The sequence below is a fragment of the Bradyrhizobium sp. SK17 genome (assembly GCF_002831585.1).
Taxonomy (GTDB): domain Bacteria; phylum Pseudomonadota; class Alphaproteobacteria; order Rhizobiales; family Xanthobacteraceae; genus Bradyrhizobium.
On record NZ_CP025113.1, the window covers coordinates 4,632,449 to 4,656,273 of the forward strand.

The window sequence follows — 23,825 nt, forward strand, 5'->3', positions numbered from 1 at the left end:
CGTCGCCGACCGAAAGGATTGCCCGTCAAGCGCGTTGCTGATGGTGAGTTCTGTGCGATCGCGAACTCCTGTGCGAGTTTATAGCCTGGATGAGACGACGCGAAATCCGGGCGCGCGCCAGCCCTTGTGAAGGCTCCCCGGACTTCCCTTCGCTTCATCCCGCTACGCATCGCCGGGCCAGCCGTCACGTCGACGCAACCGGCTACCGCTGTAAGCAAAGGCTTAATGCCTGCGACATAATATCGCTCCGATCGAGGCCTTCGCGCTAACCTTCGGGTAACTATGCGGCTTTTGCCAATCAAGGATCCCGAGCGGTCCTGGCGTCTTATCAAGGCACAATGGAAGAAGGACGCTGAAGGCGTCGGCGAGGATATTGCGACCTTCGGCGGCATGAGCGCCTTTGAGGCGCTGACGGCCAGGGAAGGTGACAGCCAGGGGCTGTATCACCTGACCGACGGAGAACGGGTCCACGCGGTCTGCCAGGTCAGACGTCTCTTGATGAGCCGATATTCGGCGCCGGCGCTCAGCGCGCGCTTCGTCAACGTGTCTCCGATCTACGATCTCGGCATCGCCGGTGCCGGCGATTACGCGCAGATGCTGGTGGCGCTGTTCTCCGGCGTGGTCTGGCTGTCGCGTGACGCGCTGTCGGCCAACCACGTGCGGTTTCTCCTGAAGAGCCCAGGTGACTCGCAATTCTTCGCCGCGCTCAAGGCCGTAACGCCGTTCTCACCGTTCTCGAAATTCACCATCGAAGGCGCGTTGATCGAGTGCAGCCTGAAGGAAGCGACGGCGTCGTCGCTCGCTGCGGCCGCGTCCTGACGATCGTCGTACCGATCGACGTTTTCTGCGCATCCGCCTTAACCGTCCGATAACTGATTTTCCTAACCACCCCTTGGGTTGTGTTCCCGTACAAGAGCACCCGCAGGGGCAGGAAAATGTCGGTTGTCTCAACGAACAGCGTGAAGCCGGAGTACCGGCGGCTGTCGATCAAAGGTGTGTTGCGCGCGATCAGGATGGGCGCCATTCAGTGGCTCGTCCTGAGTGCCGCGCTGCTCGTGCTCGCGATCACGCTCGGTACCGGCTATCTCGCGCTGCAGTTTCGCGAGCGCGCGCTGGAGATGTCCGAGCGCGAGCTCAACAACACCGCGCTGCTGCTGTCCCGGCATTTCGACCAGCAGCTCAGCGATCTCCAGCATATCCACGACGATGTCTTGAACTATCTGCGGTCCGAACAGGTCGAGACCGCCGACCAGTTCGAGAAGAACATGTCGCTGCTGAGTGCGCACGAGATGCTGCGGACGCGGCTGGCGGCGCTGCCGCATGTCGGCGGTCTCAATCTTTTCAGCGCCAAGGGATGGCTGATCAACTCATCCGAGATGTGGCCGGTGCCCGACATCAGCATCGCCGACCGGCGCTATTTCAAGGAATTCACCTCGGGGCGGCCGACATCGCCCGTCATCGTCGAGCCGGCGGTGAGCAAGGTGACCGGCAACTGGACCACGATCTTTGCGCGCAAGATCACCGGGCGTAACGGCGAGATCATCGGCTTCGCCAGCCGCGGCGTCGAGCCCAGTCATTTCGAGGATTTCGTGGGCTCGCTGGCGCTGAACGGCGACACCGTGATCTCGATGATCCATCGCGACGGCACGATCATCGCGCGCTATCCGCAGGACGCCGGCGTGGTCGGCCACAACATCGTCGACCAGCCGCTGTTCCGGAAGGTCATCAGCCTCGGCGGCAACACGTCCGGGCGGTTCGTCGGGGCCTCCGGCGAGGAGAATGTCGGGGCGGTGAAGTCACTGTCGCACTTTCCGATCATGATCCTTGCCACCACACGGACTGCCAGCGCGCTGGAGGACTGGCGCGCCCAGACCAAGCTGCAATTTTGCGCTGCGGTGCTCGCGGTGCTCATCGTCATCATGACGATCTTCCTGATCGTCCGCCAATTGCAGCGACAGCATGATGCGGCCCAGCGCAAGCTGTCCGAGAAAAGCCAGCACCTCGACACCGCGATCAACACCATGGCGCAGGGGCTGCTGCTGTTCGACGCCTCGGCGCGACTGGTGATCTGCAACCAGCAATATATCGAGATGTTCGGCCTATCGCCCGATGTCGCCAAGCCCGGATGTCATCTGCGCGACCTCATCCTGCACCGCGAGGCGACCGGCTCGTTCGTTGGCGATGTCGATGGATACTGCGCCCGATTCACCAATCCTGACAACGACAGGGTCCAGGATGTGGTGATCGATACCCCGGACGGCCGCAGCATCCACCTGATCTACAAGCGTGCGCCGGATGGCGGCTGGGCCACCACGCTGGAGGACGTCACCGACGGGCGGCGCGCGCAGGCGCGGATCGAATATCTCGCGCATTATGATGCCTTGACCAATCTGCCGAACCGCATGCTGTTCCAGCGTCATGCCGAAGAACTGCTGCGCAAGGCCGCCGGGCGCGAATTCGCGATCCACTATATCGACATCGACGAGTTCAAGCGGATCAACGACACGCTCGGTCATCTGATCGGCGACGAATTCCTCCGCGGCGTGGCCGGCAAGCTGCGCCAATCGGTCGGGGCGAATGACTTCATCGCGCGCCTCGGCGGCGACGAGTTCGCGATCGTGCAGCACGACATCGCGTCCGACGACGCTGTCAGCGACCTCGTGGCGCGCATCTATCAGTCGCTGCGCACGCCGTTCGACTGCCTCGGCCATCGGCTCTCGAGCGATGCCAGCATCGGGATCGCGATCGCGCCACGCCACGGCACCGATCTGTTCGAATTGCTGAAATGCGCCGACCTTGCCATGTATGCGGCAAAGGCTGCCGGCCGCCGGACTTATCGTTTCTTCGATCCGGCGATGGAGAAGCAGGCCAATCTGCGCCGCGCATTGGAGGCCGATCTGCGCAGCGCGTTGGCCGAGGGCGGTTTCGAGCTGCACTACCAGCCGCTGGTCGATCTGCGCAGCGACGAGGTGACCGGCTGCGAGGCGCTGCTGCGCTGGCGTCATCCGGTGCGCGGCATGATCTCGCCGGTCGAGTTCATCCCGGTGGCCGAGGAAACTGGATTGATCGAGGAGATCGGGCAGTGGGTGCTGCGCACCGCCTGCATCGAGGCGGCGGGGTGGCCGGCGCATGTGCGCGTCGCCGTCAACGTCTCGCCGATCCAGTTCAAGTCGGAGACGCTGGCGCTCAAGGTTGCGAACGCGCTGGCGGAGAGCGGGCTCGACCCGCGCAGGCTCGAACTCGAGATCACCGAGGCAGTGCTGATCGCCGACGACGATGCGGCGCTGGTCACGCTCGGCCAGCTTCGCGCACTGGGCGTCCACATCGCGCTCGACGATTTCGGCACCGGCTACTCGTCGCTGCAATATCTGCAACGATTTCCGTTCGACAAGATCAAGATCGACCGCAGCTTCGTCAAGGAAGTCACCCGCAATTCGGGCTCGGCGTCGATCATCCGTGCGGTGGTGTCGATCGCCGCCGACCGCAACATGATCACCACCGCCGAGGGCGTCGAGACCGATCAGCAGCGCGACACCGTGCAGATGCTCGGCTGCACGCAAATGCAGGGCTACCTGTTTAGCAGGCCGGTTCCGGCGCAGGACGTCCGGACGCTGCTCGCGGCGGAAGGCGTCGAAAACGCCGCTTGAGTCGGCAGTTCCTTCGACGGCAAGTTCCTAGAAATCGACCGGCTGGCGCGACGAACACGGAACCGAAACCGTGGAACCGCGTTCCCTTGCGGGGCTCGACCGGCAGGCGATCAATGAAAACCGCAATGATGTCCGCGGCCATGCTGCTGTTTGCGTCATGCATGGCAAGCGCGGAAAGTGGCCTTGCGTCCTATTATCGTGGCATCGGCAAGAGTGGCGAGATGACTTGCGCGCACCGCAAGCGGCCATTCGGCAGCATGGTCACGGTGTCCTATCGCGGAAAATCGATCCGCTGTCGCGTCAATGACCGCGGCCCGTTCGTCCGCGGACGGATCATCGACGTCTCGACCACGGCGGCCCGCGCGCTCGGCATCCTTCAGCTCGGCGTTGCGCATGTTGAGATCGAGTAGGGCGTAGCCGGCGCTCGTGGTCAGGACTTGGCCGCTGTCGTCCGCTGCTCGGCGATCGCCTTGCGGAGCGTGCGCGACAGCGCCTCGACCGAATAGGGCTTCTGGATCAGTTCGAAGCCGCTGTGTGCGTTCTCGGCGAGCACGTTGCTGTAGCCGCTGGTCAGCACCACCGGCAGGCCGGGAAAGCGATCGCGGATCACGCCGGCGAGTTCGACCCCGTTCATGCCCGGCATGATCACATCCGAGAACACGAGGTCAGCGGCGAACTCGTTCTCGGAGAGGATCGAGAGTGCCGCATTGGCATTTGCCGCGCGCTTGACCGAATAGCCGAGGTCCTCGAGCAGTTCGGTGGAGAACTGGCCGACATCGTCGTTGTCTTCCACCACGAGGACGCGATAGCCGCGGCCGATCGATGCCTGCTCGATGCCTGCGCTGGCGGCGACCTTGGTGTCGGCCGGGCGCATCGCCTGCGGCAGATAGATGGTGAAGGTCGCGCCGTGCCCGGGCGTGCTGGTGACCTCGATGTCGCCGTCGGATTGCTTGACGAAGCCGAACGCCTGGCTCAAGCCCAGGCCGGTTCCCTTGCCGACCTCCTTGGTCGTGAAGAACGGCTCGAAGATCGCATCGAGATTTTCCGGCGAGATGCCGGTGCCGGTATCCTGGATCGAGACGGTGACGAAATCGCCGCTGCGCGAGGCCTGGGCGCGCAGGGCAGGGATGTTCCTGACCTTCCTGACGCCGATCGTCAGCAAGCCTTCGCCGTTCATGGCGTCACGGCCGTTGACCGCAAGGTTGATCAGCGCGGTCTCGAACTGGCCGATATCGGCGATCGCGAAACAGTCGGGATCCTCGATCCGGACTTCGATGTGAATCCGTCCACCGACCAGTGGGCGGATCAGCTGCGCGACGCTGTCGACTTGCGACCCGACATTGAACACTTCGGGTTTGAGCGGCTGCCTGCGCGCGAATGCCAGCAGTTGCGCGGTGAGCTTGGAGGCGCGCTCAACGGTCTCCGAGATCGCGTCGATGTAGCGGCGGCGCCGTTCATCCGGCAACTCGCGGCGGCGCAGGAAGTCGGTCGCCGAGCGAATGATCGTGAGCAGGTTGTTGAAATCATGCGCGACGCCGCCGGTGAGCTGGCCGACCGCTTCCATCTTCTGCGATTGCCGCAAGGCTTCCTCGCCGCGGCGCCGTTCGGTGATGTCGACGGCCTCCGGCACCGCACCGACGATCGTTCCATGTTGGTCCCGCAGCGGCCGCATCTCGAAGTCGAAATGGCGGTCACCGATCGGCAGCCGCAGCGGCAGTTCGGACTTGACGTCCTCGCCGCGCATTGCCGTGGTGAAGGCATCCCTGATCGTTTCCGGCGCGCCTTCGGTCGCGCTGAACCAGGGCGTCTCCCAGAACGGCTTGCCGACGACATCGGCGGCGCCGGCGCGAATGCCGGCCAATGCGGTGCGGTTGGCGTAAAGCAATTCGCCGTCCTGGTTGAGCAGCCCCTGATGTTGATGGCTGGTCTCCAGGATCGCGCGCATCTGCGCCTCGCTGGACTCGAGCTGCGCGGTGCGTTCTGTGATACGCCGCTCCAGCGACTCGTTGAGCTTGCGCAGCTCGATCTCGGCCTGCTTGGCGGCGGTGATGTCGTGGGCGACGCCGATGAAGCCGATATGCTTGCCGTTCGGATCCCAGCGCGGCTGCGACTCCGAGCGTAGCCAGCGCCAGTCGCCGGCGGCGTTTCGATAGCGGGCCTCGAGCACGAATGGCTTCAGCGACAGCTCGCCGGTGATCTGCTCTTGCAGGATCTTGGGCAGATCGTCCGGATGCAGCGCCTTGCGCCAGTCGAACACGATCGCTTCCTCGAACGGCAGTCCGAGGAAATCGAGATAGGCCTGGTTGGCGAAGGAGCGGGTGCGGTCCAGCTTGGTCACCCAGATCGGGACCGGGGCGCTGTCGGCGATCAGGCGGAAGCGTTCCTCGCTTTCGCGCAGGGTCTCCTGCGCCAGCATCTGGTCGGTGACGTCGAGATCGGCGCCGACCAGCCGCAGCGCGCGGCCGCTGCGGTCGCGCTCGATCTTGGCGACGACGCGGATCCAGCGGTTCTCGCCATCGTTCGGCCGGACGATGCGGTACTCCGCCGTGTAGTCCTCGCCGCCGGATTTGAGCACGCCGAACAGGTGGCGGATGGTGCGTTCGCGATCGTCGGGATGGATGCGCGCGACCCAGTTCTCGTAGGTCTCGTTGACCTCTTCCGGCGGCAGGCCGTGTACCAGCAGATATTCGGGAGAGCGGCGGTTGCGCACGCCGTCGCGGAAATCGATCTCGAGCCCGCCGACCCGGGCGATGCGCTGAATTCGCGCCAGCTCCGCCTCGCGCTCGAGCAGCTCGCGATGGGCCCGGTCGCGCTCGCGTGCGATCTCCTCAAGGTGCTGCCGCAGCCGTTCGGCTGCCGCCGCTTCGGGGAGCACATCAGAGGGATCGGAAGGGGTCATACGCGCCGGCAACCTCTTGGCGCAGTGTCACACAGGACGAGGCGGCTTTGCCAGCCTGATTTGCGGCGATCTCTGCTCTTCACTCGCTCGTCACTTGTGCTTCATTTGCCCTTCGGTGGACGGCAATTATAGGCCCGGCGGAACCCGGCGGCCTGCGCATCCTCCTCGGAGCAGAACCAGCGATCCGGATTGCCGAGGCCCGGGTAACTGCGGCAGGCCTGCAAATGATAGATGCCGACATTGCCGGTGACGCGGGCACGCACCGCGTACTTGCCCTTGATGTTGCAGCTTGCCGGCATCGGCAGGTCGGCGGGAAACAGCGCGTCGCGGATCTGCGTGTCGCGATCGGCCGGGCAGGCGGTGCCGAGCAGGGTGCCATCCTTCTTGCCGAGACGAAAATCGCGCGGCGCCACGAAGCATCCCTTCCAGAGGCCCACGCGATTGTCCCTGGCGGTGGCTTCATCCGGCTTGAATCGGCCAGTGGCCGAGCTCTCGACATTGAGGGCGTAACCCTTCTGAATCATGACCTGGCTGAGGCTGGTCGGGTCGCCCTCGAGCTTGCAGACGCCGAGCCGGCGCTTCTTGAAGCTGGGGTCGACGCCGATATCGTCGCAGTGAACCTGCTTGCCGCCGATCAGTCTCGTCAGCTGGTCGCGCGCTTCGATCCCGCAGGTCCAGACGTCGGCATGCTCGTCGATGCAGAGTTGGTCGACCGCCGGCGCGTCGATGCCGTCGAGCCGGTAGGTGGTGTTGCCGAGCTGAACGGTGCCGGCGTCCTTGACGATCGCCGTGGCCGAGAAACCAGGGCTCGCCGACAGGCATGTCAGGAGAAGGGTCGTGATGACCGGATGACGAAACCGCATGTTCTCACTTCGGATCTTTGGCGGGCAGCCGGACTTCTAGCACATGCAGGTACGATCCAACCAAGGACTGTTCGCGAGAAGAGACAGATGCGTGCGCACCGTCACAGCCTGACAGGCGTTCCGCGACGTAGAACGGCCAGATGCCTCCATGGAAGGGATGCACATGGCCGAGTTCATCATCAACATCCTCGCCGACTTCATCACCGACATCTGGACCCTGCAATGCCTCGCGCGCTGGCGGAAGAAGAAGGCGCCCCAAGAGGCAGCGTCCGATCAAAGATCCGATTGACTCGATAGGAACAAAATAGGAACATGATGCATCAACTGAATCCCGGATACTCCATGATGTCTGCACGGCCCGAATCTGACGACGATGACGGGCTGGAAGGCGCTGTCGATCAGGCCATTTCCGCCTGCGGCGGGGACTTGCGCGCTACCATCCGGGCGCTGATCGTGGCCAATGAATTCCTGGAGAACGAGGTCAGCGAGCTGATGAAAGCCGTGGCCAAGGCCTATTCGCGCGGCCGGTTCAAGACCTATTCGGGCTGAGATACTCCTCAGGCTACCGCCGCGGACCGGCGAAGCACCGGGGAGGTCCTGCATTAGACCGTTGCCTCCGGGGCAATTTGCTGTACCAACGGAGTGGTTACGCCCAATCGCCCGTGCCAGATTGCGCGGGGAGGAATCCTGCCAACAGCCCAAGTCCTAAAAAGCCCAAGCAAGAAGAGCATGTTCAAACGAATTCTGATCGCCAACCGCGGCGAGATCGCCTGCCGGGTCATCAAGACTGCGCGCCGTATGGGGATTGAGACGGTCGCCGTCTACTCCGAGGCCGACCGCGACGCGCTGCATGTCGAGATGGCCGACGAGGCCGTGCTGATCGGTCCGCCGGCTGCGGCCGAGAGCTATCTGTTGATCGACAAGATCGTCGAGGCCTGCCGCAAGACCGGCGCGCAGGCGGTGCATCCCGGCTACGGCTTCCTGTCCGAGCGCGAGGCGTTTCCGCGCGCGCTGGAGGCCGCCGGCATCGTCTTCATCGGTCCGAACCCCGGCGCGATCGCCGCGATGGGCGACAAGATCGAGTCCAAGAAGGCGGCTGCGAAGGCCAAGGTCTCGACCGTGCCCGGTCATCTCGGCGTGATCGAGGACGACAAGCACGCGGTCCAGATCGCCGACGAGATCGGCTATCCCGTGATGATCAAGGCCTCTGCCGGCGGCGGTGGCAAGGGCATGCGCATCGCGCATTCGAAGGGAGAGGTCGCTGAAGGCTTCAACCTCGCCAAGGCCGAGGCGAAGGCGTCGTTCGGCGACGATCGCGTGTTCATCGAGAAATTCATCGTCGATCCCAGGCACATCGAGATCCAGATCCTCGGCGACAAGCATGGCAACGTAATCTATCTCGGCGAGCGCGAATGTTCGATCCAGCGCCGCAACCAGAAGGTCATCGAGGAGGCGCCGTCGCCGCTGCTCGACGAGACCACCCGCCGCAAGATGGGCGAGCAGGCCGTCGCGCTGGCCAAGGCCGTGAACTACGATTCGGCCGGCACCGTGGAGTTCGTCGCTGGCCAGGACAAGAGCTTCTACTTCCTGGAGATGAACACCCGCCTGCAGGTCGAGCATCCCGTTACCGAACTGATCACCGGCATCGACCTCGTCGAGCAGATGATCCGCGTCGCCGCCGGCGAGAAGCTCGCGCTCGCGCAGAAGGACGTCACCTTGACCGGCTGGGCGGTGGAGTCCCGCGTCTATGCCGAGGATCCGTTCCGCAACTTCCTGCCGTCGATCGGCCGCCTCGTGAAGTACCGCCCGCCGGCCGAAGCCAGCCATGACGGGATCACCATTCGCAACGACACCGGCGTGCAGGAAGGCGGCGAGATCTCGATCTATTACGACCCGATGATCGCCAAGCTCGTCACTCACGCCCCGTCGCGCGCTGCCGCGATCGAGGCGCAGGCGACCGCGCTCGACGCCTTCTATGTCGACGGCATCAGGCACAACATCCCGTTCCTGTCGGCGTTGATGAATCATCCGCGCTGGCGCGAGGGACGGCTCTCGACCGGCTTCATCGCTGAGGAATTCCCCAAGGGATTTTCGGCGCGCGCGCCCGAGGGCGAGATCGCTCGGCGGCTTGCGGCAGTCGGCGCCGCGATCGATCATGTGCTGGGCGAACGCAAGCGGCAGATTTCCGGCCAGATGGGCGGCCGCGTGGTGCAGCGCGAGCGCCGCCGCGCGGTGTGGCTCGATCGCGCCGAGATTGCGCTCGACGTCGCGCGCGAGGATGACGCCATCGCGGTGCGCTTCGTCGGCGCCGACGGGCTGCCCGGCAATCCGCACAATCTGGTGTCGAGTTGGGCGCCGGGCGAGCCGGTCTGGCAGGGCACCATCGACGGCAATTTCGTCGCCGTGCAGGTGCGGGCGATCAACAACGGCTTCCGCCTCGCGCATCAGGGTTTCGAGGTGCCGGTCTATGTCTTCACCGAGACCGAGGCGACCTCGGCGCGGCTGATGCCGGTGACCTCGGCGGCCGACACCGGCAAGAAGCTGCTGTGTCCGATGCCGGGTCTCGTGGTCTCGATCGCGGTGACCGAGGGCCAGGAGGTCAAGGCCGGCGAGACGCTCGCGGTGGTCGAAGCCATGAAGATGCAGAACGTGCTGCGCGCCGAGCGCGACGGCACGGTGAAGAAGATCCACGCCACCGCCGGCGCCACGCTCGCGGTCGACGCGCTGATCCTGGAGTTCGCATAGATTCATCATTGCGAGCGCAGCGAAGCAATCCATCTGACCGCGCAAGCGTATGTGAGAGATGGATTGCTTCGTCGCTTCGCTCCTCGCAATGACGTCGAGGGAAACAACAACATGGCCTTCCGCAAACGCCGCGAAGCTCTGCGATCCATCCTCAACGGATCGAGCTGCATTCGGCCGGGCTCGGTTTATGATGCGACCTCGATCCGGATCGCGGAAGATCTCGGCTTCGAGCTCGGCATGTTCGGCGGCTCGGTGGCCTCGCTCGCCGTGCTCGGCGATCCCGACATTGCACTGATCACGCTGACCGAGTTCGCCGAGCAGATCCGCCGGATGTCGCGTGCATCGACGCTGCCGGTGCTGGTCGATGCCGACCATGGCTACGGCAATGCGCTCAACGTTCGCCGCACGGTCCAGGAAGTGGAGGCCGCCGGTGCCGCCGGCCTCACCATCGAGGACACGCTGCTGCCGCAGGCGTTCGGCGAGGCCAAGACGCAGCTGATCTCGTGCGAGGAGGGCGTCGGCAAGATGAAGGCCGCGCTCGACGGCCGCAGCGATCCATCGCTCGTCATCCTGGGCCGGACCGGCGCCGCCTCGATCACCAATCTCGACGACGCGATCGCGCGCGCGAAGGCCTATCAGGCGGTCGGCGTCGACGGCTTGTTCTTCACCGGCATCAAATCCCGTGGCGAATTGGAGGCGCTGTCGGCCGCGACGACGCTGCCGATCGTGCTCGGCGGCGCGCCGGAGGAGATGACCGCGCCGGACTATCTGGCGAGCCAGCGCGTCAGGATCGCACTACAGGGCCATGCGCCGTTCGCTGCCGCGACCCAGGCCGTCTACGAGACGTTGAAGGCGCTGCGCGAAGGCACTTCGCCGAAGAACCTCAAGGGTATCGCATCGTCCGAACTGACCGGTCGCGTGATGCGCGAGGCCGAGACCAGGGCGCGCAGCGGCGAGTTCCTCGGCCTGAAGAAGTGAGCGGTGTGATCCGCCACGTCACGATCACCGGACGCGTCCAGGGCGTCGGCTATCGCGCCTGGGTTCGCGAACATGCGAACGCGCGCAGCCTCGAAGGCTGGGTCCGCAACCGCCGCGATGGCAGCGTCGAGGCGGTGTTCGCCGGTCCCGACGGCGTCGTCGCCGACATGATTACGGCATGCGGCCGCGGCCCGATCTCGGCGCGCGTCGACCGCGTGCGGGAAGATGCCGGCACGTCCGATTTGTTGAATCTGCGCGGGGCGGGTGAGCGGTTCGCCTTCCTGCCGACGGTCTGACCTGCCACAACGCCATCCATCTCACCGTCGACGACGTTTGCGGCCGAACGGCCTTTGGCGGCTCTTGACTTCCAGTCCGAATAATCTGATATTTCTGTTATGACAGAAATAACAGCTAAGAAGAAACTTCCTGCCGTCGTCGAACGCTTCATCCTGCATTGGGGCGACATGGGCGACGAATGGGGGGTCAACCGCTCGGTCAGCCAGATCCACGGGCTGCTCTATCTCGCCGAGGCGCCGATGACGGCGGAGGACATCGCCGACACGCTCGGCATGGCGCGCTCCAACGTCTCCAATTCGATCAAGGAGCTGTTGTCCTGTGGCCTGATCCGGCGGGTACCGATCCTCGGCGACCGTCGCGACCACTTCGAGGCCGAGACCGACATCTGGGAGGTCGCGGCGAAGATCGCGGCCCGGCGCAAGGAGCGCGAGATCGATCCCGCGCTCGCCGCGCTGCGCGCCTGCGTCTCCGACGCTGCCGACGATCCCACCATCAGTCCGCTCGCCAGCAAGCGGCTGAAGGAGATGCTGACATTCACCGAACTGGTCGACCGCTGGTACTCGCAGATGCTGAACGTGCCGCGGCCGCGTCTGGTCGCGCTGATCAAGCTCGGCGAGAAGATCGTGAGTTTCCTGCCCACAGGCAGAGCCAAATAGGGGCCACGGCGTAACGGGAGTGTGCGATGGCGTCAGCGAGGATACCCACCTTAAAGACAGCGCCGGCTTCCGATACCAAACTGCTCGATGACCGTCGCTTCCGCGCCTTGCTGTCGGACGAGGATTGGGGCCGGCTGCCGGTTGCGATCTGGCGGCGGTTCTCGACGCGCGTCGAGGACGGCAACACCGTCGTCTATGTCGGCGAAGTCGAAGAGGCCTCGAGCAGTCGCGCCGGCTGGTGGCTGGCGCAGGTTGCACGGCTGATCGGCGGACCGCTTCCGACCGGCAACGAGATGCGCGTGCCGATGATCGTCACGGTCACCGAGAACGCTGCGAGCGGCGGCCAGATCTGGACCCGCATCTGTGCCCGCCGCAACGGCTTCCCGCAGGTGATTCATTCCGCCAAGCGCTTCGCCGGTCCGACCGGGCTCGAAGAGTATGTCGGCTTCGGCATCAGCATGGCGCTTGGGATCTCGGTCGAGCACGAGGCGCTGGTGTTTCGCAGCGTCGGCTATTCGCTGCAACTCGGTCCGTTCCGGCTGGCGCTGCCCGAATGGCTCACGCCCGGCGACCTCACGGTGACTCATTCCGATCTCGGCTGCGGCGACTTCCGCTTCACGCTGGAGATCATCCACCCGCGTTTGGGCCGGCTGCTGCGGCAGTCCGCCGTGTTCAGGGAGGCCTCGTCATGACACCGCTGCTATGGACCCTGGTCGCGATCCAGATCGCGATGGGCGCGTTCGACACCTTCTATCACCACGAGTTCACCGAGCGGCTGGCGTGGCGTCCGTCGCAGCGTCGTGAGCTGCAACTGCACAGCCTGCGCAACATGCTCTATGCGCTGCTGTTCCTGGTGCTCGGCTGGCTCGAGGTGCACGGCGTTCTCGCGATTGCCGTGCTGGTCGTGCTGGTCGTCGAGATCGTCATCACCCTGCTGGATTTCGTCGAGGAGGATCTAAGCCGCAAGCTGCCGCCGAGCGAGCGGATCAATCACACGCTGCTGGCGATCAATTATGGCGCGATCCTCGTGCTGCTGGTGCCGGTGCTGATCGGCTGGGCCATGCAGCCCACCGCCGTCGTGCCGGCCTATGCCGGTGCCCTGAGTCTGTTTGCGACCGCCGCGGCGGTCGGTGCGGCACTGTTCGGTGCGCGCGACGTTGCCGCGTCGCGACGCCTCGGGCGGATGGCAAGCCGGCCGGCCGCGATGCTGGTCGAGAAATTGCCGGCGCGGCAGACCGTGCTGGTCACCGGCGCGACCGGCTTCATCGGCAGCCGCCTGGTCGCGGGTCTCACCGCATCGGGTCATCAGGTGATCGCGTTGATCCGCAACCCGGCCAAGGCCGAGACGCTGCCGCCGCCGGTGACGCTGATCACCAGCCTCGACCAGTTGCCCGCCAGCTCGACGATCGATGCCATCGTCAATCTGGCCGGCGAACCGATCGGCAACGGCCTGTGGACCGAGGCCAAGCGGCGCAAGATCATCGCCTCGCGTGTCGACATGACCGCTGATGTCGTCAAGTTGATCGCGCGCCTCGAACGCAAGCCGCAGGTCTTGGTCAGCGGCTCGGCGATCGGCTGGTACGGGCTCTGGCAGGACCAGGTGCTGACCGAGTCGGCGAAATCCCATGCCTGCTTCAGTCACGAGCTATGCGAGGCTTGGGAGAATGCAGCCAGACCCGCCGCCGATCACGGTGTGCGCGTGGCTTATTTGCGAATCGGTCTCGTGGTCGGCACCGATGGCGGCTTCATCACGCGGATGCTGACGCCGTTCGAGTTCGGGCTCGGCGGCCCGCTCGGCTCGGGCAGGCAGTGGATGTCGTGGATCGAGCGCGACGATCTGGTGCGCCTGATCGCCCATGTGATTGCGAAGCCCGAGCTCTCCGGTCCGATCAACGCGACGGCGCCGATCCCGGTGACCAACACGAAATTCACCGAGGAGCTCGGACGCCGCTTGCACAGGCCCGCGATCTTCCGCGTGCCTGCCGCGCTGCTACGCACCATCGGTGGCGACTTCGCCGACGAACTCCTGCTCGGCGGCCAGCGCGTGCTGCCGAACAAGGCGCTCAGCAATGGGTTCGTGTTCCGACACGAGACGCTGCGCAGCGCGTTCGAGGCGATCTTGTAGAGGAGAGCGGGATGTCCAGCGTCTGTTCCCGGGCATTCGGAGGGTGGCTTGCCGCGTGTGGGGCCGCGACGGCGGTTTCCTCCGGCTTCGAGATGATCGTCGTTGTGATCGGGGTAAGCCGAAGTCCGCCGTCGCCAATTTTTCTAACCGGTTCGATAGTTCCGCTTCTCGTGCTCATCGACTTTATCTTCATCTGCTTGTTGTCAGCGATTCCATCAGCCATCGTCATCTGCTTGAGTGAAAAATTCCGGGTGCGCTCAGTCGTTTTCTTCGGCTGCGCAGGTGCGGTGATTGGAGCTGTTTGCGTTGGCTTCTTCGATCGGGTCACCGCAGCATGTGCGCGGGGGCAGGGTGGCCCGATCGATCAGCCATTCGCGATATGGACATCGGGCGCTGCCGGAGTGTTCGTTGTGGCCGGACTTGCTGCGGGTGTGACGTATTGGTTCATCGCCGCAAAGGCCTCGCTTCGGAGCATCGCCTCTGAGCCGGTATGACTCGTTTGACCGAGCGCTTCGGATAGGCCGCGGAACGTGACGTCGCCGGTCTTGTCGAAAAAGCGGAGCGAGTCCTACGCAGTCGCTTCCGGCAGGCGCGCCGCGATATCTCCAAACACCTCGGAAAACGCCTGCCGGAGCGCGATGTCGACATCGGCCATCGTGACCGGCAGCCCGAGATCGATCAGCGAGGTGACGCCATAGCGCGGATCGACCACGCCGCAGGGCACGATCGCCTGGAAGTGCGATAGCTCAGGCTCGACATTGATGGCGATGCCGTGGAACGAGACCCAGCGGCGCAGCCGCACGCCGATCGCGGCGATCTTGTCCTCAAAGCCCGGCCCCTTGTCCGGCCGTTTCACCCAGACGCCTACGCGGTCCTCGCGGCGCTCGCCGCGGACGTTGAAGGCAGCCAGGGTACGGATGATCCATTCCTCCAGCGAGGCGACGTAGGCGCGCACGTCCGGCCGACGCCGCTTGAGGTCGAGCATGACGTAAGCCACGCGCTGGCCCGGACCGTGATACGTGACCTGGCCGCCGCGGCCGCTCTGGAAGGTCGGAAAGCGCGGGTCGAGCAGGTCGTCGGCCTTGCCGCTGGTGCCGGAGGTGTAGAGCGGCGGGTGCTCCAACAGCCAAACCAGCTCCGGTGCCTCGCCCGCAGCGATGGCGGCGACCCGTGCATCCATCGTGGCGAGAGAATCCGGGTAGGGCACCGCCTGGTCGGAAATCCGCCATTCGACCGCGCCGCCGCCCGCAGGGCGTGCAAACGTTGTCAGATCGAGGCTTTGGCGGTCGTTAACCATTAGCTAACCCTAACGTGGTCAGGTGAACTCACAATTTAGTTCCCGTTCGGCGGTTCAGAAGTGCCCACCCTCGATAAAGTCAGCGTAGATCTCATGGTGGTCCTCGGCACCACCACCATGCCGATTCACCAGGTCATGCGGCTGTCCCGTGGCGCCATCATCGAACTGGATGCCACCGAGGCCGACGAGGTCAAGATCCTCGCGAACAACCTGCCGGTCGCGAGCGGCGTGGTATTGGTCGACCGCAACCGGATTGCGGTCGAGGTCAAGCAAATGCTGCCGAAATCTCCCGGGGTTCGCAGTTAATTCAAGCATCAAGCCGCTTGTCCCTGCATCCGTGATTTGTTACATGGCCCCGTCGATGCGGCGGCGCCTTAGGGTTCCATCCGACATCCTTAGCGCTCGTGGCGGAATTGGTAGACGCGCTGCCTTGAGGTGGCAGTGGGTAACACCGTGGGGGTTCGAGTCCCTCCGAGCGCACCACCCCCAGAATTTGCATTGAAATCGTTACGGTTTTGGTTCCGGCGCGGCCCGATATGGGCGTGGTGGGAACCCTGGATGTTGGGGTTTGGCGTCCGGTTCTGGCTCGCGCAGAAGCCCACCACCATGCCGCGGCCTGCGTTGAATCGCCCACAGCGATTCTTCCGCTCGAACTCCCGATCGCCTGTTCGGCTTTGGCCGCTCGAGCCTGATCAGACAGGGGCGTTGGCTCAGCGCCGCCACCATCGCCTGAAGTAGAAAAACAATATTGCGCCGGCGATCGCGGGGCCGCCGGGGACCGGCAGCAGGGCGAGCGCGGCCAGGATCACCAATGCGGTGACGAACCACGGTGGCCTTTTCCTGCCAGGTGCCGTCGCCGGGCCTGCCGCGGGGGCAGGCTGCGGGCCGGCTGCGTGCGTCGCACCCGCCGGTGGAGGCGGAACATTGGGCATGCGCGACGGGCTGGGCGCTGCCGTGCGCGCTTGCGCAGCCCGCTTCTTTTCGTCCTGCCGTGCCAGCGCGACCAGCACTGGGTCCGGCGCTGGCGGTGGGCGCTCCGCGGGTGCCCATTGTCGGCCAGGCGGCATCTGGCCGGTGGCCGCGGCCTTGCGGAATGCGGCGCGGGTCGGGCGCCGCGCGGAGCGCGTTGGCGCGTATTGCGCGGCGAGGCGTTGCGCACGCTGAAGCAGCGGCGTGCCGCTCGCAGGATCCACCATCACGGCGAAATGGCCGAAGCCGAGCAGCGAGCGGATCACGTCCTTGCCGGGGCCGAAATGCTTGCCCTCCGGCCCGTGGCGCTCGACCTGCTGCAGCACGGCGCGGTAGCGGCGCAACAGGTCGCGCGGCACCGCCGCCGCCTCGTTCACGGTGAGGCCGGTAACCTCCTGGCGCGACGAGCGGCGCATCACGCGCGTCTTGTCCGGATGGATATTGAACCCTTCGGCCCCGACGATACCGTGCACGGCCTTGAGCAGTGTCCCGATCTTTTTCACCGCTTCGCCCGAGCCGGAGAAGGTCAGGTCGTCGGCGTAGCGGCTGTAGACGAAGCCGAGTGTCCGCGCGAGGCCGACAAGGCGCCGGTCGAGTTTGCGGCAGATCAGGTTGGTGATCGCCGGGCTGGTCGGCGCGCCCTGCGGCAGCAGCCGCGGGCCGTCGGCGATGAAATGGCGCTCGCCATCGAGCGACACTTCGTCGACCATCGGCTCGGTGCACAGCAGCGCAAGCGGGATCGCGACCGCCTCCGTGTAGCCCAGCGCCTCGAACAAACCCTTGACGCGAGCATAGGTCAGGGTCGGGAAGAAGTCCTTGAGATCGAGATTGATCACCACGTCGCGGCCGACATGGTTGCGCGCATTGGTCAGGATGGAACGCTCAGGCGCAAATCCATGCGCGGCATCATGCAGCGGCACCCGCGCGAGAATGTTGTCGAGCACCCAGTACTGCGCGCGCTTGAGGCGCGGCATCGGCGCCGAGATCAACCGCTCGCCGCCGCTCTTCTTGGGGATCGTGAAGCGCTGGTAGTGATTGACCGAGGCCACTTTCCTGTTGAAGGCGAGGAAGCGCAGCTCACCCAGCGGCACGCCCATCGCGTCGGCCAGCGCCTTGGCATCGGTGAGCGGGGGCAGGCCATCGCGCAGGGGCGTGGCGGTGGTGTGGGTATGAAGGCCGTGCGAGACGTCCTCGCCGAGATAGAGCACATCGCGCTTGCGCCGATCGTACCAGGCAAAGGCCCGGCTTTGTCGTGCCTCGGCGTTGCGACGCTTGGTCTCCTGCCGCCGCGCCATCGCCTCGGCCTTGCGGCGCTTGTGCATTTCCTTCAGCGCCCGCGCGGGATCACCGAGCGTGGCGTTCTGGCGCTGCAACTCGGTAAGCTCGCGCATCGCATCGGCGCGGGCGCGGATCACCTCCGCGGCGGGCGCCGGTGCGTCTTCGCCGTCGGGCCAGAAACCGAGCCGGATCATCTCTTCGAGGATGACCTCGTCCTTCGACGACTGGCGGATGCGGTCGTAGAGTTCCTGACGCGTCAGCGTGCCCGGAGCAACGGTCTCGTTCACGCGGCCGGCCCTCCGGTCAGGAGTGTGGCGGAGTCGCGGAGGGGGATCGGAAAGGGCGCAGGCCGGATTGCCTTCGTCTCTTCTAAGAACTGGATCGATCCACTCGACGCCGGGGCGTCCACCCGTACGCAATTGGGTTCAAAGAACCCATTCTGCGATTGCGTACGGGTGGACTGCCCCGGCCCAGTGAAGATCGGGCCAGTGACGCATGCGTGGTCATGGTGCAAGGACGGCGATACGCCGCCCGGGTTGCAAGGTCCTGACCGGCCTGCGCCCTTCCGAATGCAGTGATACGCGAATTGTCGCCGGAGATTCAAGCCGGCTCTGGCGCTCGAAGCTTTCATGTCACTCATGCGATGGCGGGTCCGTCCTGGGCGACGCCCTCGACTTGCGAATGGAAGATCCGGCGCAGCGCGAGCATGTGCTCGCAAGGACCGCGCATCATCTTGTTGTGGCCGTAGAAGTGACAGCTGCATCGCGCCTCGATGAGACGGTCGTCCTCGTCGATGACGAGGTTCACCTGCTCGGTGCGGGCATTGTCGAGCACGCTGCCGCTGATGGCGCGAGCGCCCTGGTTGCGATCGATGCTGCCGATCGTCACCAGGTTGGCGTCGATCAGGCGATCGGCCTTCTCCTCCTGCGCGCTCGAGAAGCGCAACTGGGCCGGCGACAACGGCTCGCGCGTCAGCTCGCGCAGACGGTACAGCGACTTGTCGAGATCGAACATGGCGCGCCCGGCCTGGGTGTAGGCCGTCAGCGCCGCGTGCACGAGCGTCTGGTCGACGCCGGTCTGTCGTGCCAGCTCGGCGGCGCTCGCCGCGTGGGACTTGCCGAGCGCCGCGAAAACACGTTGCGCGGTGTCGTTGTCGACCTTGTGGCGCGGCGCGAGCAAATCGAATTGTCCGGCGGACGACCAGTCATTCGCGGTCCAGCCCGACAGGCCGAGCGTGAAGCGCAGGCCGCCGAAGTCGACGACGAAGAACGACGGCAGGCCACTCCCGGTCAGGTGCACCCGCACCGAGCGCGCCAGGGGCAGCGCCCGCCCGAGGATCGCCAGCCGCCGCCGGCCCCAGATGCGGATCTCGGCGGCTGAACTGCCGCGATAGATCGAGCGACGGAACGTGAGTCGCTCGCCCCATGGCTCGATCACCACTTCCACCGGCGCGTCCGGCTTCAGCACGAACCGCAGCGAACGCGGGCCGGCCTTCTCCTTCTTCTGCGCGAGGCGGGTGAGGATGTTGGCCATGTCCACGGGATGCAGGTCGAATACATGCGCCGGCAGGGTCATGGCGCTCGACACCTGCAGGAAGCCGCGCACCCAGCTATCCGGCAGGTCGATCTTCTCCTCGCGGAAGTCGAGCTCGTCGCCGGTCTGCACCTCGAACCCGGTGGGGTCGATGGTGAGCGTGGTGTCGCGATAGGAGCGGATTTTCTGGAATTCGTCGTAGAGCGCGTGGCTATAGTCGATATTGGTGGTGCCGAAAGCCATCTCGCCGAGGTTCTCGAACACGTCGTGGTCGCACGACAGCCGCCCGTAGCTCGATTCGTCGAGGCTGAAGCACTCGAAGAAGATCTCGTCCGGGTGCACTGTTATGACCGGATCGAGCACGATCCAGGCGTCGCGGTTCTGCTTGTAGAGGTAGTTGAAATAGGATTGCCGCGCCGCCCAGAACGGCTTCATCAGCCGATCGCGCTCGCGGTCGAAGCCGCGGATGCGGTCCTGCAATTCCGCGATGCGCGGCCTGATCGCCGCGGACTGCGTTGTCGCCTCGGCGAGGAAGTTGGCCTCGTTCTGCTTCAGCCACTCGAAATAGGCGGTGCGGTCGCGCGGCTTGAAGCGCAGGTCCGAGACGACGACATGATGCAGCGCGGAGATCGCCTCGCGGAATGCGAGGTGACGCGCGACCTTGCCGGTGAAGAACGTCGGCTGACGCAGCGTGTCCGGCGCGAAGGCGAACGACGATGAGGCGGCGTCGGACGAGGCGCTGGTGCTGCCGAGAAATCGATATGCGAAATTCATGCGGCGGTTCCGCTGGTTTGCGAGCCGCCGCCCGGCGCCGTGCGACCGGCGCGGGCCACGGTGATGGGCAGCGCGAGATCCGGCCAGGCATGCGCGACGTCGCGCAGGATGATCAACGCGGGCGCCTTGTCACGCAGGGTCACGCTGAGCGTGAAGTCGTGCAGGAGCTGTGCGATCGCGGCCGCGCGATCGCGGTGCGCCAGCGCCTCGTTGCGCAGTGCCGTGAAGATCCGGTCCTTGGCGATACGCCCGCGGTTGATCTGCATCAGGATGATGCGGGCCTGGGTGAGGAACTTGGCGAAGATCGTCGCATCCGCCAGCGACTGGCCGGTGATCAATTCGGTGACAAAGAGATGGAAGCTGCCGGAAGGGTGCTCCAGCACGCGCCCCAGCACCTCGGCGATATCGCCGTCGGCGAGGCTGCGCCGCAGCAGCAGGCGGGCGCCGTCCTGCACCGCCGGTACGGTCGAGTCCGCCATGACGGCCAACGCGGCCGCGGGCAGCGCGTCGCCGGGCCAGGCGGTGAGGCGGTTCACCGCGGTCGTTCGTACGTCGTCCCACTCGCTCTCGACCAGCAGCACGGCGTTCTGCGGGTCGGCGCGGAAGCGGGCCTCGTCAGCTTCAAAGGCATGAAGCGCGAAGCGGCGCACGGCGGCGAACGGATGGTTGCCGAGGCGCGCAAGCTGCCGGATCGAGAAGTGCGACGGGGCGCGGCTCTCCAACAGTGTCGCGCCCAGCATGCGGGCGCCGCCGGCACGTGCCTGCAACAGGCGCCAGAGCGTACCATCGTCGATGCCGGCCGCGGCCTGCGGCAAGGCTTCGACGAACAGCGTCACCATGTCGGCGGCATGGCCTTCGACCGGCTCGGCGCGGAAGAAGCCGGCCATCAATGCGTCGCGCAGCCGGATGGCAAAAGCTTCATCGGTCGCCGCAAGACGCGCGACAAGCGGACGGGCGGCCGCGCGCAGCCCGGCATGGGCGCCGGTGGCCGCCAGGGTGATGCCATCGCGATGCTGCGCAAGCGCTGCGTCGTCGAGCCGCGCCAGCAGGCGCATCGAGGCGATGCGGATCTCCGGCGCATCGGCCTGCAAGATGGCCTGCCAGAATGCTTCCGGCAGGTCGCCGGGCTGCGTCGGCGTCACGGCGATGAGCTGGATGCTGGCCGCCTGCACGTCGGGGCTGGCGTGGCCGGTCAGGCCTTCGATCACCTCGGGCTCGAGGGGGCAGTCGCGATCTGGCCATAGCTGAGGCAGCAGCGCGAGAGCCGCGGCGAGGCCGGCGCGCTGCAGGGCGTCAAGTTCTGCCGGTAACTGCGCGAGCCAGGCCGCGAACGCCTGCGTTGCGCTGGCGCGCTGCTCTCGTGCTGGCGCGCGATCGCGCAGCCAGTGGCGAGCGCGGCCTTGCACGTCGTCGTACGGGCTCGTCAGCGCGGCGCGAGCAAGCGCGGGGTTGGCCCACGGCCAGTCGGCGCGATCGTCGATGGCGCGGATCGCCAGATCGCGCATCTCAGATGCCGTCGTCTCGAGCAGTGCGGCGATCAACGCCGCATCGGCCCTGCCGGCATCGATCAGACGCCGCGCGATCGCGGTCGCGAGCGTAGTGACTTCCGGATAGGGCGAGGCCAGCAGGCCGCCGATCGCGGCGATATCCATCGCATCGGGGCGTGCTGGACCCTCACGCAGTGCTTCGGCCGCGAACCGCGCCGCCGCATGATTGCGCGCCAGCGCCGCGACGCGCAGCAGCCGCTGCGGCTGGGCATCCCATAGCGCGGGGAACGCTTCCTCGCGCTGCGCTGGCGCACGCGCGCCGACATGGCGATGCGTGAGCGCTTTGTCATAGAAGCGCGTGGTTGCAGCCGTGGCATGCAGCAGATGGCTGACGCTCCAGACGCGGCTGAGCGCTTCGGTGGAATGGGGGATGGGACGAAAGCTGCCGTCGATCCGGACATGCTCGGTCCACGTCGCCGGCTTGGTGCCATCGGCGTCGGTGAAGGCGAGGAGGAGGTCGCTCGCCATCGCCGTGAAGGCGTCCTGTCCGAGCTCGGCGCGCTTGCGCAGCATGCGCCAGGTGCGCCGCTTGAAATAGAGCAGCGTCTGGTCGGACAGCGCGATGCGCGGAGCTGCGCTCTGCTGTTCCTCGCTGAGCTTCAGCGCCTGGCGGGAACCCGGTATCCAGACGCGGTCGTTATAGATCCGGCCGCGATAATACATCGGCGTCGCCAACTCGAATTGCCGTGCCGTCGCGGCGAACAGCGGACCGTCGTCGGTGAGATCGGCATATTTGAACAGGCGCCGCAGCACCTGCACGAAAGGCGGCCGCGGGCTCATCGCGTGCACGGCCGCGAGCAGCGTCTTGCGCGCGGCGGAGTCTGCGAGTGCTTGATGGGCGAGGGCGATCAGGAACTGATTGGCAAAACCTGGATGCGCGCCGTTCGCCGCCAGCAGCGCTTGCGTCAAGCCGGCGCCATTGCCGTTCACGAGCGCCATCTCAATGTCGCGCATCGCCGCGGTATCTGACGCTCGCGGCAGCGACAGTCGCGGTGACGATCGCCGCGTGCCCATCAATTCGCTTGCGAGGGCATAGGCCGCGTAATCGCGCGTCACCGGACTGGCATTGACGTCGGCGCAGCGGCGCAACACGTCGAAGGCGTCCGCGCCGCCGCAGCGTGCCAGCGCATACACCAGGCTGTAACTCGCATGCGCCGCGCCAAACTTCTCGGCGAGGGCCGCGAGTTGAGGATAGGCCGACGCCAGCCGGACTACGCCGAGGCGCCACAGCAGGCGGTCGCGCTCCTTTTCCGGCCACGCGTTTCGCGCACAGATCGCGAGCTTTCTGAGAAGTTCCGCATCGCGTCCGTTGGCATCGGCAGCAGCATCGCGAGCGATCAACGGCGGTGCATCGCCCTCGATGCGGCGGTAGCCACCGTTGATCTTGGATACCACGACGCTGTCGAACAGCTTTTCGGCGTTCGCGCGCGTAACCGGCGATGTCGTCTTGGTTCCGTCCCTCAGGGATGTGCCGCGGCGGCCATATCTAAAATTGACGAGATAGCGTGCGTCGTTATCGGCACGTTCCAGATCGACCAGATCGATTTCGTAGAGCTTGTCGGAACCGCCTTCCTTCATCCAGAGGCGAACGGAACGTACGACTTGCATTGACCACCCTGGGATGTCCGGGGCGGACTACATCGCAAGCGGAGCGCGCTGCGTCAATGGGCGCCTGGTGCAGACGGACTTCGCGTGTGACGTCGAGGTTCCGACCGATGCGGTTCTGTAACACCAGCCGGGTAGGGTAGCTGTTGCACGGCCTTGCTGGTATGGCGCTGCTGACCGGAGGTCGCTGCGTCTCCCGATCGCGCCGCCGCGAGCCTGCCCCACCCGGAGTATCCGATGATCCTTGCCAGCTACGCCTATCGCGCCCTCTCCAATTTCGTGTTCCTGGGGCTGGTCTATTTCACGCTGAACCTGCTGGAGAAGTACGAGCAGCGCGCGACGGTCGCGATCCTGATCCTGGTCTATGCGGCGATGCATGCGTTCTCCGGCCTGCGCTCGTTCTATTTCTTCCAGCGGATCGAGCGGCTGGAAGGCGAGACGCGGCGGTTGGCCGCAGCGGCCGGCGAGGGCCCCAATGCGGCGGCCTCGCGCAAGCAGATCGTCGCCGGTGTCACCGAACTCAGGCATGCCGGCGAGATCAAATCCTATATCGACATCTTCTTTCTGGCGCTGGTGATCCTGCTCTGTGTCGCCAAGATCGTGGCCAGCTAG

General features: G+C 65.5%; 20 protein-coding genes and 1 tRNA gene. 15 read left to right on the top strand and 6 right to left on the bottom strand.

Annotation, left to right across the window (positions count from 1 at the left end):
* The first annotated feature begins 282 nt into the window (after window positions 1–282).
* The 3 genes from CWS35_RS21160 (at window position 283) to CWS35_RS21170 (ending at window position 4,057) form a co-directional block, all read left to right on the top strand.
* Window positions 283–819, top strand: a complete 537-nt coding sequence (locus tag CWS35_RS21160; protein ID WP_100953516.1) for a hypothetical protein — start codon at window positions 283–285, stop codon at window positions 817–819.
* A gap of 116 nt (window positions 820–935) precedes the next feature.
* Window positions 936–3,647 (top strand): EAL domain-containing protein, encoded by a 2,712-nt coding sequence (locus tag CWS35_RS21165; RefSeq protein ID WP_100953518.1) that lies wholly within the window; start codon window positions 936–938, stop codon window positions 3,645–3,647.
* Window positions 3,648–3,772: 125 nt separating this feature from the next.
* Window positions 3,773–4,057 (top strand): septal ring lytic transglycosylase RlpA family protein, encoded by a 285-nt coding sequence (locus CWS35_RS21170; RefSeq protein WP_244442208.1) that lies wholly within the window; start codon window positions 3,773–3,775, stop codon window positions 4,055–4,057.
* A gap of 20 nt (window positions 4,058–4,077) precedes the next feature.
* Here the strand turns inward: CWS35_RS21170 and CWS35_RS21175 are convergent, their stop codons facing one another.
* Entirely contained in the window at window positions 4,078–6,546 is a 2,469-nt protein-coding gene (locus CWS35_RS21175) for a PAS domain-containing protein (protein WP_245438605.1), read from the bottom strand.
* Between the two features lie 101 nt (window positions 6,547–6,647).
* On the bottom strand, window positions 6,648–7,409 hold the full coding sequence (locus tag CWS35_RS21180; RefSeq protein ID WP_024581270.1) for a thermonuclease family protein: 762 nt from the start codon (window positions 7,407–7,409) through the stop codon (window positions 6,648–6,650).
* A gap of 163 nt (window positions 7,410–7,572) precedes the next feature.
* Between CWS35_RS21180 and CWS35_RS40420 the strand changes: the two genes are divergently transcribed.
* The 9 genes from CWS35_RS40420 (at window position 7,573) to CWS35_RS21220 (ending at window position 14,704) form a co-directional block, all read left to right on the top strand.
* Window positions 7,573–7,698 carry a hypothetical protein gene (locus CWS35_RS40420; protein ID WP_256387923.1) on the top strand — a complete coding sequence of 42 codons (126 nt, stop codon included), beginning with the start codon at window positions 7,573–7,575 and terminating at the stop codon, window positions 7,696–7,698.
* 53 nt (window positions 7,699–7,751) lie between these two features.
* Window positions 7,752–7,958 carry a hypothetical protein gene (locus tag CWS35_RS21185; RefSeq protein ID WP_100956564.1) on the top strand — a complete coding sequence of 69 codons (207 nt, stop codon included), beginning with the start codon at window positions 7,752–7,754 and terminating at the stop codon, window positions 7,956–7,958.
* Window positions 7,959–8,138: 180 nt separating this feature from the next.
* The gene (locus CWS35_RS21190) at window positions 8,139–10,154 is read left to right on the top strand and encodes an acetyl/propionyl/methylcrotonyl-CoA carboxylase subunit alpha (RefSeq protein WP_100953522.1); all 2,016 of its coding nucleotides are present in this window, start codon (window positions 8,139–8,141) and stop codon (window positions 10,152–10,154) included.
* Window positions 10,155–10,265: 111 nt separating this feature from the next.
* Window positions 10,266–11,132, top strand: coding sequence for an oxaloacetate decarboxylase (locus CWS35_RS21195; protein WP_024581273.1), 867 nt, complete (start codon window positions 10,266–10,268; stop codon window positions 11,130–11,132).
* Window positions 11,129–11,428 (top strand): acylphosphatase, encoded by a 300-nt coding sequence (locus CWS35_RS21200; RefSeq protein WP_100953524.1) that lies wholly within the window; start codon window positions 11,129–11,131, stop codon window positions 11,426–11,428. The genes CWS35_RS21195 and CWS35_RS21200 overlap by 4 nt, the downstream gene beginning before the upstream one ends.
* A 99-nt stretch (window positions 11,429–11,527) precedes the next feature.
* Window positions 11,528–12,085: a GbsR/MarR family transcriptional regulator gene (locus tag CWS35_RS21205; RefSeq protein WP_100953526.1), complete on the top strand. Its 558-nt coding sequence runs from the start codon at window positions 11,528–11,530 to the stop codon at window positions 12,083–12,085.
* 26 nt (window positions 12,086–12,111) lie between these two features.
* Window positions 12,112–12,777, top strand: a complete 666-nt coding sequence (locus CWS35_RS21210; RefSeq protein WP_100953528.1) for a DUF4166 domain-containing protein — start codon at window positions 12,112–12,114, stop codon at window positions 12,775–12,777.
* A complete protein-coding gene (locus tag CWS35_RS21215; RefSeq protein ID WP_100953530.1) occupies window positions 12,774–14,210 on the top strand; it encodes a TIGR01777 family oxidoreductase in 1,437 nt (478 codons plus the stop codon). Before CWS35_RS21210 ends, CWS35_RS21215 begins: the two co-directional genes overlap by 4 nt.
* Before the next feature lie 11 nt (window positions 14,211–14,221).
* Window positions 14,222–14,704, top strand: a complete 483-nt coding sequence (locus CWS35_RS21220) for a hypothetical protein (protein WP_100953532.1) — start codon at window positions 14,222–14,224, stop codon at window positions 14,702–14,704.
* 74 nt (window positions 14,705–14,778) lie between these two features.
* Here the strand turns inward: CWS35_RS21220 and lipB are convergent, their stop codons facing one another.
* Window positions 14,779–15,507, bottom strand: coding sequence for a lipoyl(octanoyl) transferase LipB (gene lipB / locus CWS35_RS21225; RefSeq protein WP_100953534.1), 729 nt, complete (start codon window positions 15,505–15,507; stop codon window positions 14,779–14,781).
* 60 nt (window positions 15,508–15,567) lie between these two features.
* On the opposite strand from lipB, the gene CWS35_RS21230 reads away from it, so the two are divergent.
* Together CWS35_RS21230 and CWS35_RS21235 are read left to right on the top strand one after the other, a co-directional pair.
* Complete coding sequence (locus CWS35_RS21230) at window positions 15,568–15,813, top strand: FliM/FliN family flagellar motor switch protein (RefSeq protein ID WP_021080574.1); 246 nt, start codon at window positions 15,568–15,570, stop codon at window positions 15,811–15,813.
* Window positions 15,814–15,905: 92 nt separating this feature from the next.
* Window positions 15,906–15,990: transfer RNA gene (locus tag CWS35_RS21235), tRNA-Leu, on the top strand.
* 227 nt (window positions 15,991–16,217) lie between these two features.
* On the opposite strand, the gene CWS35_RS21240 is transcribed toward CWS35_RS21235, so the two are convergent.
* The 3 genes from CWS35_RS21240 to CWS35_RS21250 all read right to left on the bottom strand — a co-directional run bounded on the left by CWS35_RS21240 (window position 16,218) and on the right by CWS35_RS21250 (window position 23,216).
* A complete protein-coding gene (locus CWS35_RS21240; RefSeq protein WP_100953536.1) occupies window positions 16,218–18,041 on the bottom strand; it encodes a reverse transcriptase family protein in 1,824 nt (607 codons plus the stop codon).
* A 349-nt stretch (window positions 18,042–18,390) separates the two neighbouring features.
* Window positions 18,391–20,061: an SWIM zinc finger family protein gene (locus CWS35_RS21245; RefSeq protein WP_100953538.1), complete on the bottom strand. Its 1,671-nt coding sequence runs from the start codon at window positions 20,059–20,061 to the stop codon at window positions 18,391–18,393.
* Entirely contained in the window at window positions 20,058–23,216 is a 3,159-nt protein-coding gene (locus CWS35_RS21250) for a hypothetical protein (RefSeq protein WP_100953540.1), read from the bottom strand. The genes CWS35_RS21245 and CWS35_RS21250 overlap by 4 nt, the downstream gene beginning before the upstream one ends.
* Before the next feature lie 234 nt (window positions 23,217–23,450).
* Between CWS35_RS21250 and CWS35_RS21255 the strand changes: the two genes are divergently transcribed.
* The gene (locus CWS35_RS21255) at window positions 23,451–23,825 is read left to right on the top strand and encodes a hypothetical protein (protein ID WP_024581283.1); all 375 of its coding nucleotides are present in this window, start codon (window positions 23,451–23,453) and stop codon (window positions 23,823–23,825) included.